Source organism: Limnohabitans rimovensis (SeqCode) (genome assembly GCF_965234775.1).
GTDB lineage: Bacteria > Pseudomonadota > Gammaproteobacteria > Burkholderiales > Burkholderiaceae_C > Limnohabitans > Limnohabitans rimovensis.
On sequence record NZ_OZ248562.1, the window covers coordinates 1,201,926 to 1,216,122 of the forward strand.

The window sequence follows — 14,197 nt, forward strand, 5'->3', positions numbered from 1 at the left end:
GCCATGCTGATTGATTTTTTCTACACGCTGAGAGCCGCTAAATTGCCCGTTTCGGTCAAGGAATATCTCAGCTTGCTCGAAGCCTTGCAAGCCAATGTGGTCGGCCCCGACAGCGATGCGTGCAGCATGGATGACTTTTATTATTTGAGCCGCACCGCCTTGGTCAAAGACGAAAAACACTTTGATAAATTTGACCGGGCTTTTGGTGCGTACTTCAAGGGCGTCGAAATGATCGCCGACTTCACCAAGGAAGTGCCCTTGGAGTGGTTGCAAAAAATCTTGGAACGCGAACTCACCCCCGAGCAAAAAGCCGCCATCGAAAAAATGGGCTGGGACGAGTTGATGGAAACCTTGAAGAAACGCCTCGAGGAACAAAAAGAGCGCCACGAAGGTGGCAACAAATGGATCGGCACCGGCGGCACCTCACCGTTTGGCAATGGTGGCTACAACCCCCAAGGTATTCGCATCGGTGGCAAAGGCGGCAACAAAAGTGCCGTCAAGGTGTGGGACCAACGCGCTTACCAAGACTACGACGACAGCCAGGAGTTGGGCACCCGCAACATCAAAGTGGCACTGCGCCGTTTGCGCAAATTTGCCCGTGAAGGATCGGCCGACGAACTCGACTTGGACGACACCATCCGCAGCACCGCAGCCAACGCGGGGTGGCTCGACATCAAAATGGTCCCTGAGCGACACAACAACGTGAAGGTTCTGCTGCTGATGGACGTGGGCGGCACCATGGACGAACACGTGGCCCGGGTGGAAGAAATGTTCTCAGCTGCCAAAGCCGAATTCAAACACATGGAGTTTTATTACTTCCACAACTGCGTGTACGACTTCATGTGGAAGAACAACCGCCGCCGCTTTGCCGAAAAATTCGACACCTGGGACATCATCCGCAAGTACAACAAAGACTACAAGCTCATCTTCATTGGCGACGCCACCATGAGCCCGTATGAAATTTTGCAACCCGGGGGCAGCGTGGAGTACAACAACGAAGAAGCCGGCGCCGAATGGTTGCAACGCCTGACCCACGCCTTTCCCAAATTCGCTTGGATCAACCCCGAACCCCTGGGCGTGTGGCAATACCGCCAGAGCATCAGCGTCATCCAGCAACTGATGTCCAACCGCATGTACCCCTTGACCCTCAAAGGCCTGGAAGAGGCCATGCGGGCCATGTCCAAGTGAACATCCAAGGTGGGTTCAAAGCCCTGGTTTTAAAACCAAGTCATCCACTGGCCCCCTAGAATCGATCCCCACGCCGCCGTAGTTCAATGGATAGAACGGGGACCTCCTAAGTCTCAGATACAGGTTCGATTCCTGTCGGGGGCGCCAGGCTTGCGTGGCTTCAGTCCAGGGCTTGGTGGCGGTACAGCTGGGTCCAGCGTTGCAGGTTGGCGTCGCTGAGCGACACCACCACCGCATCGGCCGAGGCTTGGTGCGTTATGCGCTGCCAAGCGGGCATGGCGATGGTGTCGCCAAACTCCCATGCATAGTTGTGTTCACCCACTTGGGTTTGACCGTGCCCTTGCAACACCACGTGTAATGTGTTGGCGGTGTGCCGGTAAGGCCGCCCAGCCCAACCCTGTGCCCAGCGGTGCACCTGAATGGTGATGGTGGGCATGCCCACCGCCTCAAGCGCAATGTGCGGTCCCCAATGCGGGTCGTCGGTGGCATGTTTCAGTTTGTCTTGTGTGCTGGCCCAGCTGTAGCGGTATGGGGACTCTGGCGCTGTCTGGGTGATGGGCTCAAACCCCAGCGGGTGCTCTTCAAAAAACACGGTTTCCAGCCGGCGCGTCAAGGGCAAGTCCAGGCAATCAAACCAATGGGCTTGGGCGTCGCCCTCGTGGCCGTGTCCATGCCAACTGCCGCCAGGGGTGAGCACGATGTCGCCGGTTTCCATCGGGTGCTTGTGGCCGTTGACCACTGAGTAGGCGCCACGCGCATCCAAGATGACGCGCATGGCGTGGGTGGCATGGCGGTGCGAGCGTGCCTTTTCACCGGGCAAGATGGATTGGTAGGCGCAGATCAAGGTGTTCAAGGTTTCCACATCGTGGCCCGCGCGGGGGTTGACCATGATGGTGTTGCGCCGCTCGGCCAACTCGGTGTCAATCAAACGCCCCGCCGACAGCATGGCCGCATGCACTTGGGCATAGCGCCAGTGGCCGGGGTCGTAATCGGAACGCATCTCTGGGATGAACAAGGGTCGCGATTGCTTTTCCCAACCGGGCACCAGGTGGCGGGCTTTGAGTTCGCTGCGCAGGTCGTCGAGGCTTTGAAGTTGGTCCAGGGCTTGCATGGCTTGTGTCCTTTGAATGGTGAACCGGCCCAGGGGGTCAGTCTTCGGCACTGGCTTTGCCACTGCGCAAGGCCTTGACGCTGCCGCGCAGGCGCTTGGTGTGGAGCCTTTGCTGTTGCGAACTGCGGGTAGGTCGGGTGGCACGGCGCGCTTTGGGCACGTGGCTGGCTTGCTCCAACAGCTCGTGCAAGCGGCTGAAGGCCTCCATGCGGTTCATGTCTTGGCTTCGGTGGTTCTGCGCCTTGATGACCACCACATCATGGCGGGTGATGCGGGCATCGGCCAGGGCCAGCATGCGCTCCTTCACATCGTCGGGCAATGAGGATGCGGCAATGTCAAAGCGCAAATGGATGGCGCTCGATACCTTGTTGACGTTTTGCCCACCCGCACCTTGGGCCCGCACCGCGGTGACGGTGACTTCGGATTCGTCGATGGACAAGGGCATGGTTTGTGGCAAATGTGGATGGCTGCCCCCCATCTTAAGGGCGCATGCCCAACCCAGCGCCATCACTGCCCGCCGATGACGCCGGTGATGATGTTGAGCCGGTTGGTGCCTTCGCGGATGCCCACCGAGCCTTCATAGCCCAGCTTGTCGTCGTAATACGGCGCCATCCAGCCCCATTTGTTGACCTCGCTGATCGGGCTGAAAAACAAGTCCACCCGGTTGGAGGGTCGCGTCCACAGCAATATAGAGCCGCCCGATTTGATCCAGCAGGTGCCAATGGGCAATTGACGGCCATTGGGGCTGGTGCCGCCCATGCGCAAGCTGGAAGGAAAGTTTTTGTCGCCCGGCTGGTGGTTTTGCCACCCCTCTCCGGCCACCTTGGGGTAGTAGCCGTCGTCGCCGGTGTTCATCATGCCGTCGCGCCCAGCCGTGCCGGTGTATTGCAAGCTGGCTTCGTTGCCAATGAAGCTGAAAAACACCGTGGGCGCTTGTTGCGGGCCAAATACCAACTCCAAATAAGACCCCGGCAGTCCCACGTAGTGCAAATAGATGGCGTTGCCCACAAACCCAGGCATGGATTTGCTCTCGGCGGGTGACTTGCGGGCGGCAATGCGCAGGCTCACGCCTTCATGTTGTCGGTGCCGCAACCAAAGGTCGGCTTTGGGTGAGTAACTTTCGTCCCAATACTCACTCAAACTGGCGGCGATGTATTCGGGCTGACCCGCAGAGGTTTTGGACAAGGCAAAGTCACCCAAGGGCGAGCCACCCCGGTTGGCAAACGTGCTGTCGTAAAACCAGCCGAATTTGTTATTGGGCTTGGCATACACATCGGCCCACAAATTGCCCGGCAGCGCTGTGCGCGAGCCCGTCATGGTGGCGGTTTGGGGCGCACAGGTGGTGGACGGCTTGGTGTCCGAGTCGAATGAACCCAGCTTAGAGGTGGTTTTGTCGACCTCGGCCAGCAGGTTTTTGGCCAGGTCTTCCACGGCGGCTTCCGGGGTAATGGCCACCTGCACACCGGTGAGTTGTTGGTTGGCCAAGAGGAATTTTTTGACCATCGGGTCGGCCACAAAATCCCCCGTCTCTTGGTTGAAATTGATCGTGGCATTGCTCAATTGAATGGTTTGCTGCACCCCATTGGCGTCGGTGTAGACCACGTCCGCGGGGATGACGTCGATCCACTTTTGCTCGATGGGGTCATATTGTTTGCCCAGCAAGCGTTTGTCGATCAGCAGGCCATTGGCGGTGTTGCCATCCACATCCAAGGACTGTAAAAAATACGCCATGTTGGCCACTTTGGGGTCGCTGAGATCGGCACCGGCCAAGGTCAGCGGTGTGACCAACGCCGATGCGGGGACGGTGGGAAACACCACCTTGCCAATGCTGAAGGTGACACTCTCGCCTTCAACGTAGGAGAACTCACCGCTCATGCCAGTGAAGCCTTTGTGGGTGGCGGTTTCGTAGTAAACGCCGATCACTGCGCTGTCAATGAAGCGGCCTTGCTTGACCACGGCCGCAGCGGGCAGATTGGCGCTGCTGGTGGTGAAGCCCGGTGCGGGAGGGCTGCCGCCGCCACCCCCACCCCCGCAAGAAGCCAGGCACAGCGCCGCCAAGGCGGGCAGCCAAGGCTTGTACCAGCGGTGCAAAGGGTTGCGCAAAAAAGTCCACATGTGGGCTTGGGGTCCGGTATCGGGTTCGCGTTGTCAAGCCCTGCGCGCCAGGTGAGCGCGCAGGGGGGCTGACACATGATCGGCCCGAGCCGGGCAAACTTGACCGGTTGCCCCGCCCTGGCCCGCCTCAGGCGCGGATTTCGACTGCGCTGATGTGGTACTTGAAGTCGTTGGGCGCGTAAGAGTCCCAGCGCTCCAAGGCGTTTTCGGCCACCGGGTACATGAAAAAGTTCAACTCGCCGTGCTGGCTGCCCGGCAGCACCAGGTCATGAGCGGTGTTCCAGGCCATCCAGTTGCCTTCCCAACCGCCAAACAAGCCCTGGTACACAGGCTTGACCACCGCGTGGTCGGTGGACTTGAGCCACTGCGGTGTTTCCAGGCGCATCACCTTGGCCACGTCGGCCGGGTCCATGGCCAACCAGCCTTGGCCGCGCACAAACACTTCGGCGCGGCAGTGCTGCGCACCTTGCAAACCACTGGGGTTGCCCGACAGCTCTTTGTAACCAAATGCCGACGGGGCCAAGCGCAGGCCGTAGACATCGCGCGCGGGCAAGCCCACCGAGCGGCACAAACCCACAAACAACGCGTTGATGTCGGCACACTTGCCGCCCAGGTTGCCGGTCTCCAACATGGTTTTGATGTCGCCCTCGCCGCAGCCGCGCACCTTGGGTTCGCGCCAGGCGTTGGCCACCACCCAGTCGTAAATGGCCCGCACCTTGTCGGCGTCATGATTGGCACCTTGGGTGGCTTTCAAAGCTGTGGCTTTGACAATGCCATCGGTGGGCAGCATGCGGGTGGGGCGCGTGTAGTGGCGCAGGGTGGCAGGGTCTTGGTCGTTGCTGCTGGCACGGTCGCGCGGTGTGCGGTCTTGCACCGAAACGCGGCTGGTCAGGACGACCGAGGGCTGGGTGGTGCTGGCGCTGAAGCGGCTGTGCAGCATGCGCACGCCTTGCTGGCCGTCACTCACCAACTGGTGGCTGCCATTACCGCTGAATTGATGGCCCAGGCCACGCTGCCAAGGCGTCTCCACGCTGGGCAACGGCAACCACACTTGGGTGGCGCCGTTGGCACCGGTGATGTCGACCCGGGTGGTCACATCAAAGGTGCGCCAACGCCCCGCTTGGGGTTGGAACACGCGATCGGGGGCAGGGGTTTGGGCCCAGGTGGCCATCGGGGTGAGCGAGCTCACGCCAAGGGCCGAGGCCCCTTTCAAAAGGGTACGGCGCAGGGGGGTCATGAAGAAACTCCGTTGGGGTGCAAAAGACTTGTCGGCGCACACATGGGAGCTGGTTCAAGGCGGGTTTCGCCCCCAATTGCTCCCGTGCCCCGAAGGCAGGTCACTGTGGCCCAGGATGGGCCGCAGCGCAGTGATTATCGGGGTTGAAGTTCTTGCACCCATTGCTGGGCTGGGGCCGAGTGCCAATCCACCTCGCCCACAATGCGCCAGCGCGCCCGCCCCTGGCGGTCCAACAAGATGGTGGTGGGAAACACCTTGACCCCAAACAACTGCGCCACTTCACCCTTGGGGTCGAGCAAGACCGGCATTTCCAAGCCGGTGGATTGGGCATAGCGCTGCACCCGGGTGGCGGGCTCTTTCACATTCAGGGCCAGCACCACCACTTGCTGCGGGTCGACAAAATCAGACAAGGTTTGCAAGGTGGGCAACTCTTCTTTGCAGGGGGCACACCAGGTGGCCCAAAAATTAAGCACCACCACCCGCCCTTTGAGGGCTTCGCTGCGCCAAGCCCTGCCTTGGATGTCTGGCGCTTGCCACACCGGCGTGGCCTGTGATGGCGGCCAGGCGCTGCGCTCAAACTGGGCCCAAGCCGATGGGGCCAGCAAAGCCCAAACCAGCCAGGACCAAACCATTTTGCGCAACCCATGCACCCGAGCCCTGCTGGGTGTTGGCGCGAAAGAGATGGAACCAAACATGGACGCCATTGTCTGACATGCCGCCTGTGTCAACCAGGGGCCGCAAAGCATGGTGTGAATGCGGGACAAAGACCACGCCAAACCATCCAGGCGAGCGCAGCGCGGCAACCCATGTTGACGCTTTAAAACGCCTCTTTTTCCGCTTCCAAGTAGGCCAGGCTGATGTACTTGCCGATGTTGTTGGCAAAACCTTGCATGGTGGCGGCGCGCTCGGCCACGCGCGGGTCGGCCAGCACCAGGGCGCGGGCTTGGGCCTCGGTTTGATTGTCTTTGACGGCTTGCAAACACGGCTCCCAAATGCCGGCCAGAAAACGCGTGTAGCGCGCCAGCAGGTCGCGCGCGGGTTGGCCGTGGCCGGGCAGCCACAGCTGATCACCCGCTTGCGCCGCCAAGGCTTTGCAATAGGCAAAGCTGCCCACATAGGTGCCGTTGTCCATGTTGGCAATGCGGTTGCCCATCACCACATCGCCCACGGCGGTGACGCCCTCCTCCATCACCTGCACCGACAAATCGGCCTCCGTGTGGGCTGACCCATGGTGGTGCATTTTGAAATGCACGTCGCCAATGGCGATCACTTGCCCCGGCGTGACGCTGCGGTTGGGCGGCACGATTTGCGTGCCTGCGGTGGACTGGTTGGTCCAGCGCTCCAGCAAGGCGCGCCAGGCATTGCCCTCGACACCCCGGATGGCCTCGATGGTTTTGGGCAGGGCGTAAATGGGCAATTCAGGCCCATGCGCCAAGGCAAACGCATGGTTGCCCAGCCAATGGTCGCCATGAAAGTGGCTATTGAACACCGCCACCACCGGCAAGGGGGTGACGCTGCGGATCACCCGCAAAGCCATTTGGCCAATTTGCAAAGAGCTGCCCGAATCCAAAATCACCACCCCGGCCGAGGTGACGACAAAGCATACGTTGGACATCATGCCCCGGTTTTCGGGGGTGGGAAAGCCATCGGGCGCATAAATCATCCACACCCGGGGCGAGACGCGTTGGGGCGCGATGTCGGGCACCGGTGCCCCGGTGATGAAGTCTTGCGCTTGTTGCGCCAGCACATGCACATCGGGCCACAAACCAGCCACGGGCAAAGCCAGGGCCGCCGCGCTCAACCAGCGCCGACGCGACATCATGTGCGGTGGGTTGGTTCGATCGGCCATGGTGCTGCTTGCGGTTTGGCGATGTGTGACAGACCGCTTGGGTTCAAGCGTGGCCGGGGTTGGGCAAGCCACTGGTGAGGGTGGGCGTGTTGATCTGGCGCGGTTTGACGCGCCCGCCTTGGGCCTTGAGCCACTGCTCAACCACCGTCCACACCTGCGGGTTGCCTTGGCTGCGCGCCTCTTCGGCCACCGGGGCCCAACCGGCCACCTTGTAGTTTTTGTCGGCCTGCAAGGGCTGGCCTTTGAGCCTCATATCGCCAATGCGCGAACCCATTTTGGCCAGCGGGTCCAGGCTGAACTGCATGCCGCCCACGCGCACCATGTCGCCGCCTTGCTGGTAGTAGGGGTCGGGGTTGAACAAGTTGTCGGCCACGTCTTCCAAAATGGTTTTGATGGTCGCGCCGCTCATCTGGCTGACGGTGGCAAACGAGTATGTGGTGGCAGTCATGTCCATCAACCATTCGCGGGTGATGGCCTGGCCGGGCAACAAACTGGTGCCCCAGCGAAAGCCGGGCGAGAAGGCAATCTCGGCGCCTTGCACATCCATCAAAGCGTCCACCAGCAACTGGTCGCCGCTGCCATTGAAGTTGCCGCGCCGGTACAAGCTGCCTTCGGTCACCGCCAAGGTTTCGCTCAGTTGCTGGGCAAAGGGGGCGCGCACCCGGTCGATCAAAGCCTGCATGGGTTTGTCGGCGGGCAGCATGTTGGCAAACACCGGCATCAGTTTGTAGCGAAAGTCGGCCACGCGCTGCTGGCGGATGTCCAAGTCCAACACCGCTAAAAACTTGCCGTTCGATCCGGCGTTGGTGACGATGGTTTTGCCCCCAGGGTTAGACACCAAGGTGGCCACGGGCATGCCGTCGTGGGTGTGTCCACCCATGATGGCGTCGATGCCGCGCACCCGCGAGGCCATCTTCAAGTCCACGTCCATGCCGTTGTGGCTGAGCACCAGCACCACTTGGGCGCCTTTGGCCCGCACCTCGTCGACCATGCTTTGCATGCGTGTGTCTTGGATGCCAAACGCCCAGTCGGCCACCATGTAGCGCGGGTTGGCGATGGGCGTGTAGGGAAAGGCTTGGCCAATGATGGCGCAGGGCACGCCGTTGATTTCGCGCATCACATAGGGCTTGAACACCGGGTCGCCAAAGTCTTGAGTCTGGATGTTTTGGGCGATGAACTCAATTTGGCCGGCAAAGTCTTTGTCGACAATTTCTTTCACCCGCTCCATGCCCAGGGTGAACTCCCAGTGGCCGGTCATCACATCCACACCGAGCAATTTGCACGCCTCGACCATGTCTTGGCCGCGCGTCCACAGCGCCGTGCCCGAGCCCTGCCAGGTGTCGCCACCGTCGAGCAACAAAGCACCGGGGCGGCTGGCCTTGAGGCGCTTGACCAAGGTGGCCAAGTGGGCAAAGCCCCCCACCTTGCCATAGCGGCGGGCGGCCTTGTCAAAGTCCAGATAGGTCAGCGCATGGGCCTGGGCCGTGCCGGGGCGCAAGCCCGCGGCCTTGAGCAGGTGCTCACCCACCAAATGCGGCAACTGTCCGCGCATGCTGCCCACGCCCAGGTTGATGCTGGGCTCGCGAAAGTGGATGGGCAGCAACTGCGCATGGCAGTCGGTCATGTGCAAAAACGACACCTGACCAAAACGCGGCGCGTCGTACAAGCCCTCGCTGGCGGTGGCCGCATCGGCCTCGGCATAGCGGCCCATGGCCATGCCCGCCACCGCGCCAGCACCCAGGATCTGCATGAATTCGCGCTTGTGGAGGTTCATGGTTAAGCCATCACTGATATAAAGGATTTAAAAAAACCGGGCCAAAGCCCGGTGTGGGTCACTGGTTGACCGGAGACTTGGGATCGAGCAACAGGCCGACGATGTCGCGCACCTGGGCTTCGGTCAAGATGCCCATGTGCCCAGCGCGGGGCATGTTGGAGCAGGCGTTGTAGGCCTTGGCATTCCAAATCTTGCCCCAGGTGTATTCCACGATGGGTTTGGATGTTGCACTGCTGGGGTCGCTCACGCCACGGATCTTGCCGTAGTTGTACAGGCTGGGGCCAATCGTGCCGTAGGAGATTTCGGCCTTGTCCATTTGATGGCAGTTGTAGCAATTGCCACCGTTGGCCATTTTGGGGTCATCGGTCCAGGTCAGGCCGCGGCCACTTTGGGCAATCGCTTCGCCGCGTTTCCAGTCGCCAATGAACTGGCCATTGCTGGGCCAGCGGATGGCTTTGAGGTTGGTCTCTTCAATCGCTTTGGCCACTTTTTCGTCCAGCGGCTGGCCACTGGCATCGGCCTCGCTGCACAAACGGTTGGTGTCGTCGGTTTGGGTCAAGCGCTCCACATTCACATGGGCTTGGGTGCGGAACGAAGCTTTGACCATTTGGTCGGTGATTTGGTTCAGCTCAGCCACGCTGGGCAAGTTGGCACAGCCAACCAATGCCAGGGCAGCCACGGCCAAACCGGTCAGGCGGGTTTTGGTGTTCATGGTGTCTTTCAATTCAGCGCTTGATGGCCGGGGCAATGGAGGCGGCACCTTGGGCATTGACACCCAAATAGACGCTCAAGGCCACAGTGGCATCGCTGGCAAAGCCGGGGAATGGGAAGCGCTGTTGGCGGTAGCAGTCGTTCAAACGCTGCTGCATGCCCCACATCTGCCCATTGGAGACGCGGTAGGCCGGCCAAGCGGCAAAACCGATGCCGTCACCCGGGTTCTTGGTCAGCAAGGGCAGGTCTTGCAAGCGGATGCGCTTGCCTTCTTCGCCGTGGCAGGAGGCACAAGAAAAGTCGTGTGTGCCACCCCGCATGAAGAACAGGCGCTTACCCACTTCGTACATCACCCGCTCTTGGGCGTGCGACTGGGACAAATTGAACTTCATGCCCTTGGACTCGGCCGCAACCCAGGTGGCCATGGCAGTCAGATTGGCCATTTCGCCGCTGCCAAAGCTGGTTTTGGCAATGGCCTGGGGGTCAAAGCCTTGCAAGGTTTGCATGCAGGTGAGCAAGCGCGACTCCAGGTCTTGCACCTTGCCGGTGTCGGCAAAGTATTTGGGCAAGCTGACAAACACGCCTTTGATGACGCCCGGTCCTTGGCCCAAATCGCAAGCCTCGAGGCTGGCGTTTTTGGGACCGCGTTTTTGCTTCCACAGGTCTTCACCCTTGGCCTCGAACAAATCGGCCGGGTTGCCGTCTTGCAACATGGCCCGGTATTCGTCAATGCCTTGGCTGGTGGTTTTTTGAGCCAGCACCGGTGATGCCCCCAAAACCATGGCCAAGGCCACGGGAATCAATGCTTGTCGCATGCGAACCTCTGGGTTTGGAAAATCAGCTGATGGTGGCTTCGTCGGTGCGGGTGGCGCCGCGGTTATCCACCCATTTGATGGACACCTTGTCGCCGGCCTTGGCACCCTTGACGCTGAACTGCAAAAAAGGGTTTTTCGACACCGCAGGGCCCCACTCGGAGGTCATGACCACCTTGCCGTTGTGGCTGGCGGTGATTTCTTGGATGAACCAAGCGGGGACGATTTTGCCGGCCGCGTCTTTGCGCTGACCGGACTCCATTTCGTGGCTCATGAGGACGCGGACGGTGGCTTTGTCGCCGCTGGCTTGGGCGCGGATGCGCATGGGATCTGCCATGATTTCTCTCCTATATATATGTGTGTGGGGACGGTCTCAGTGGCGGGGCTTTAGCCGCCGCAGCCACCCAGGGTGACCTTGACTTCTTTTTTGGCGAACAAGGCGCGACCGTCGTTCATGATGGCCACCGCGTACACGTCCGAGGACTGACCCATTTTGGAGCGGGTGGCGAAGTTGGCGTCGACCGCGTCGGAGACGTTGAACACGGCCACCAACACCGAGGGGTTTTTCTCGACCAAGATCAACAGGTGTTTGACGCCGCTCATGGCCGTGCTCACGCCCAAGGGCACCACTGCGCCGTTTTCGGCAATGTCGGGCGCGGTCAGGGTGACGTCTTTGCTCTCGCTGATGTTGGCACCGCCCGAAGCCTTGACGGCTTCTTGCACGGTTTTGGCTTCAAAGGCAGCCTTGTTGGGTGCGGCTTGGGCCGCTGTGGGCAGCCAGCCGGCGGCGCTCAGCAAGCTGGCCACGACCGCTGAATGTTGGATCGCTTGGCGACGATTTTGCATGGTCAATCTCCTAAACATAAATGCCCTCTATTAGAACCTCAATTGGTCTGCCCCAGAGAGTGAGGGGTTTCAACGCGGTGCCCCCCGCGCCAGCCAAGCGGCAATGGCTTGGGCGTCCGCGTCGGGCAGGTTTTGCGCAGGCATGGGAATCGGTCCCCACACACCAGCGCCACCGTTTTTGATTTTTTGCGCCAGCACATCGGTCTGACCGGGGTATTTTTTCGCCACATCGGTCATTGCGGGGCCCACGATCTTGCGCTCCACGCCATGGCAAGCGGTGCAATTGTGTTTGCCCAACAAGGCCAGCACGGCCTTGGTATTGCCCGGGGCGGCGGCAGGGGTGCTGCCTGCACCGGCTCCTGCACTGGCCGCACTGGCCGCACTGGTCGGCGCGCTGGTCGCAGCGCTGGCATCGGCGACCAAGGTGTTGGCCCCGCGCTGGGGCCCGACCAAGCGGTTTTGATCCCGCAAATTGCCGTGGGCATTGCGCGCAAAGTCGGGGAGCAAAGAAGCCACACGCGGGTCGGTGGCGCAGTTTTTCATGCAAGCGGTATTGGCGGTGTCGGCACGGGTGGTTTTGGAGCCCCATTCACGCCCGGGCCACAGCGCATGGTCGGTGTTCATGCCCATCCGGTTGGGCATGCGCTGCTGCACCTGGGCGATGTTTTGGTCCGACAGCACAAAGGTGTCGGGCACCACCTCAGACAGGTTGAGCATGAAGGCCACCACCGCATACACCTCATCGGTTTTGAGCGACTTGGGTGTGTTCCAGGGCATGGCGCGGTTGATGTAGTCCCACAGCGTGGACAAAGTGGCCAGCTTCATCATGGTGGTGCGGCTGGGGTAGTCGTCACGCGCCAAATTGGCCACCCGACCGTTGGCCACATCTTTCGCGGTGACGCCGCCGATGACCGGGTTGAAGACTTCATTGGACTCGCCAAACACCCCATGGCAAGACGCGCACTTGGCCTCCCACACGTCTTGGCCTTGGGCCACCGACCCAGAGCCCTTGGGCAGGCCTTTGAAATCGGCGCGCACATCGATGTCCCAAGCGGCGATTTCGCGCGCCGTGGCGGTACGACCCAAGCCAGGGTAAACCGATGTGGCGGTTTGGGCCCATGTGTTGCAGGTCAAAAACACCATGCCCCACAGCAGGGCCAGGGTTGATTTAAGCCACTTGGACATTTTTCACCTCGCCGCTTTCTTGCACCAACCACGATTGAATGGCGTTGTTGTGATAAATGGATCGGCTGCCGCGCACCTTGCGCAGTTGGGCATAGGTGGGCTGGACAAAACCGGTGTCGTCGATGGCCCGGCTTTGGATGATCGCGGGCTGGCCATTCCACACCCAATCGATGTTGAAGCGCGTCAAGGCTTTGGACAGCACCGGGGTCTGCAAGCGTGCACTGCGCCAGTTGCGACCGCCGTCCACCGACACATCCACCCGCTTGACCTTGCCCCGGCCCGACCACGCCAGACCCGATATGTTGTAGAAGCCTTTGTCCAACAACACCTGCCCGCCAGAGGGCGTGGTGACCACGCTCTTGCACTCTTGGATGCTGGTGTATTGGCGGTGCATACCGTTGGGCATCAGGTCCATGTAGTGGATGGCCTCGTCCTTGGTGGCATAGGGCTGATCGCCCACCTCGACCCGGCGCAGGTATTTGATCCAACTCACCCCTTGCACACCGGGCACCACCAAGCGCAAGGGGTAGCCGTTTTCAGGGCGCAGCATTTCGCCGTTTTGGCCATAGGCCACCAACACCTCGCCCGAGGTGATCAGCGACATCGGGATGGTGCGGGTCATGGACGAACCCTCGCCACCTTCGGCCAGTACAAAGCGGCCGGTTTTCAAATCGGCCCCGGCCATTTCGAGCAAGGTGATCAGGGGCACGCCGGTGAATTCGCTGCACGAGATCATGCCGTGGGTGTACTGCACCGTGGGCACCGCCACCTGCGCCCACTCCACCGCCGTGTTGGCACCACACTCGATGAAGTGAAAGCGCGACACCGAAGGCAGGCGCATGATTTCATCCACCGTGAACACCATCGGTTTTTTCACCAAACCATTGACCATGAATCGGTGCTTGGAGGGGTCGATGTCCCACCAACCCTGGTGGTGGCGCTCGAAATGCAAACCGCTGGGGGTGACGATGCCAAACAAGGATTGCAAAGGTGCAAACGACACCGAAGCCTGGGTGGTTTGCGTCAAGCCCGGGCTTTGGCGGCGCTGCACATTGGTCTCGAACCGCGAGGGCTTGCCGTAGCCATCGGTGGCCACGCCCAAACCCAAACCCTTGGCGTGCTCGGGCAGGTTCAAGATGTGGGTATCGCCCCCTTCTGGGGCCACCGGGTTGGTTTGGGCCAGGGCGGTCCCACCCGTGGCCGCCACCGCTGCGGCAAACGCTTTTTCGATGAAACCACGCCGACCTTGTCGCAACTCGCTGCGGGCGGTTTGCAAGGCTGGCGCGTCCAAAAAGTTTTCAGGCGCTTTGCGCAAGCGGCCATGGGTGGTGGGAGGATTCATATTTATATCAATAAAGACTGATGTTTA

Annotated in this window: 14 protein-coding genes and 1 tRNA gene; 2 read left to right on the forward strand and 13 right to left on the reverse strand. The window is 60.8% G+C overall.

Translation table 11 applies throughout. The annotated features are described in order from the left end of the window. Positions 1-3 precede the first annotated feature (3 nt). Together AC8GFZ_RS05810 and AC8GFZ_RS05815 are read left to right on the forward strand one after the other, a co-directional pair. Positions 4-1,188 (forward strand): vWA domain-containing protein, encoded by a 1,185-nt coding sequence (locus tag AC8GFZ_RS05810; protein ID WP_506643245.1) that lies wholly within the window; start codon positions 4-6, stop codon positions 1,186-1,188. A gap of 72 nt (positions 1,189-1,260) precedes the next feature. After that, positions 1,261-1,335, forward strand: a tRNA-Arg gene (locus tag AC8GFZ_RS05815). Between the two features lie 13 nt (positions 1,336-1,348). Here the strand turns inward: AC8GFZ_RS05815 and AC8GFZ_RS05820 are convergent. From AC8GFZ_RS05820 to soxC, 13 genes are all read right to left on the reverse strand, one after another. After that, complete coding sequence (locus AC8GFZ_RS05820) at positions 1,349-2,299, reverse strand: cupin domain-containing protein (RefSeq protein WP_506643247.1); 951 nt, start codon at positions 2,297-2,299, stop codon at positions 1,349-1,351. A 37-nt stretch (positions 2,300-2,336) separates the two neighbouring features. Next, positions 2,337-2,744, reverse strand: coding sequence for an alternative ribosome rescue aminoacyl-tRNA hydrolase ArfB (gene arfB / locus AC8GFZ_RS05825; protein WP_506643249.1), 408 nt, complete (start codon positions 2,742-2,744; stop codon positions 2,337-2,339). A gap of 62 nt (positions 2,745-2,806) precedes the next feature. Next, positions 2,807-4,414: a hypothetical protein gene (locus AC8GFZ_RS05830; RefSeq protein WP_506643251.1), complete on the reverse strand. Its 1,608-nt coding sequence runs from the start codon at positions 4,412-4,414 to the stop codon at positions 2,807-2,809. A 127-nt stretch (positions 4,415-4,541) separates the two neighbouring features. Next, positions 4,542-5,651 (reverse strand): transglutaminase-like domain-containing protein, encoded by a 1,110-nt coding sequence (locus tag AC8GFZ_RS05835; RefSeq protein ID WP_506643253.1) that lies wholly within the window; start codon positions 5,649-5,651, stop codon positions 4,542-4,544. A 134-nt stretch (positions 5,652-5,785) separates the two neighbouring features. Beyond that, positions 5,786-6,283, reverse strand: coding sequence for a TlpA family protein disulfide reductase (locus AC8GFZ_RS05840; RefSeq protein WP_506643255.1), 498 nt, complete (start codon positions 6,281-6,283; stop codon positions 5,786-5,788). A gap of 185 nt (positions 6,284-6,468) precedes the next feature. Next, entirely contained in the window at positions 6,469-7,500 is a 1,032-nt protein-coding gene (locus AC8GFZ_RS05845; RefSeq protein ID WP_506643257.1) for an MBL fold metallo-hydrolase, read from the reverse strand. A 43-nt stretch (positions 7,501-7,543) separates the two neighbouring features. Next, on the reverse strand, positions 7,544-9,274 hold the full coding sequence (gene soxB, locus AC8GFZ_RS05850) for a thiosulfohydrolase SoxB (protein WP_506643259.1): 1,731 nt from the start codon (positions 9,272-9,274) through the stop codon (positions 7,544-7,546). A gap of 58 nt (positions 9,275-9,332) precedes the next feature. Beyond that, positions 9,333-9,986, reverse strand: coding sequence for a sulfur oxidation c-type cytochrome SoxX (soxX, locus tag AC8GFZ_RS05855; protein WP_506643261.1), 654 nt, complete (start codon positions 9,984-9,986; stop codon positions 9,333-9,335). A 13-nt stretch (positions 9,987-9,999) separates the two neighbouring features. Continuing rightward, complete coding sequence (gene soxA / locus AC8GFZ_RS05860) at positions 10,000-10,800, reverse strand: sulfur oxidation c-type cytochrome SoxA (protein WP_506643263.1); 801 nt, start codon at positions 10,798-10,800, stop codon at positions 10,000-10,002. A 22-nt stretch (positions 10,801-10,822) separates the two neighbouring features. Then, the gene (gene soxZ, locus AC8GFZ_RS05865) at positions 10,823-11,134 is read right to left on the reverse strand and encodes a thiosulfate oxidation carrier complex protein SoxZ (RefSeq protein WP_506643265.1); all 312 of its coding nucleotides are present in this window, start codon (positions 11,132-11,134) and stop codon (positions 10,823-10,825) included. Positions 11,135-11,184: 50 nt separating this feature from the next. Then, positions 11,185-11,643 (reverse strand): thiosulfate oxidation carrier protein SoxY, encoded by a 459-nt coding sequence (gene soxY / locus AC8GFZ_RS05870; RefSeq protein WP_506643267.1) that lies wholly within the window; start codon positions 11,641-11,643, stop codon positions 11,185-11,187. Between the two features lie 69 nt (positions 11,644-11,712). Then, positions 11,713-12,828: a c-type cytochrome gene (locus AC8GFZ_RS05875; RefSeq protein WP_506643269.1), complete on the reverse strand. Its 1,116-nt coding sequence runs from the start codon at positions 12,826-12,828 to the stop codon at positions 11,713-11,715. Continuing rightward, a complete protein-coding gene (soxC, locus tag AC8GFZ_RS05880; RefSeq protein WP_506643271.1) occupies positions 12,812-14,170 on the reverse strand; it encodes a sulfite dehydrogenase in 1,359 nt (452 codons plus the stop codon). Before soxC ends, AC8GFZ_RS05875 begins: the two co-directional genes overlap by 17 nt. Positions 14,171-14,197 lie beyond the last annotated feature (27 nt).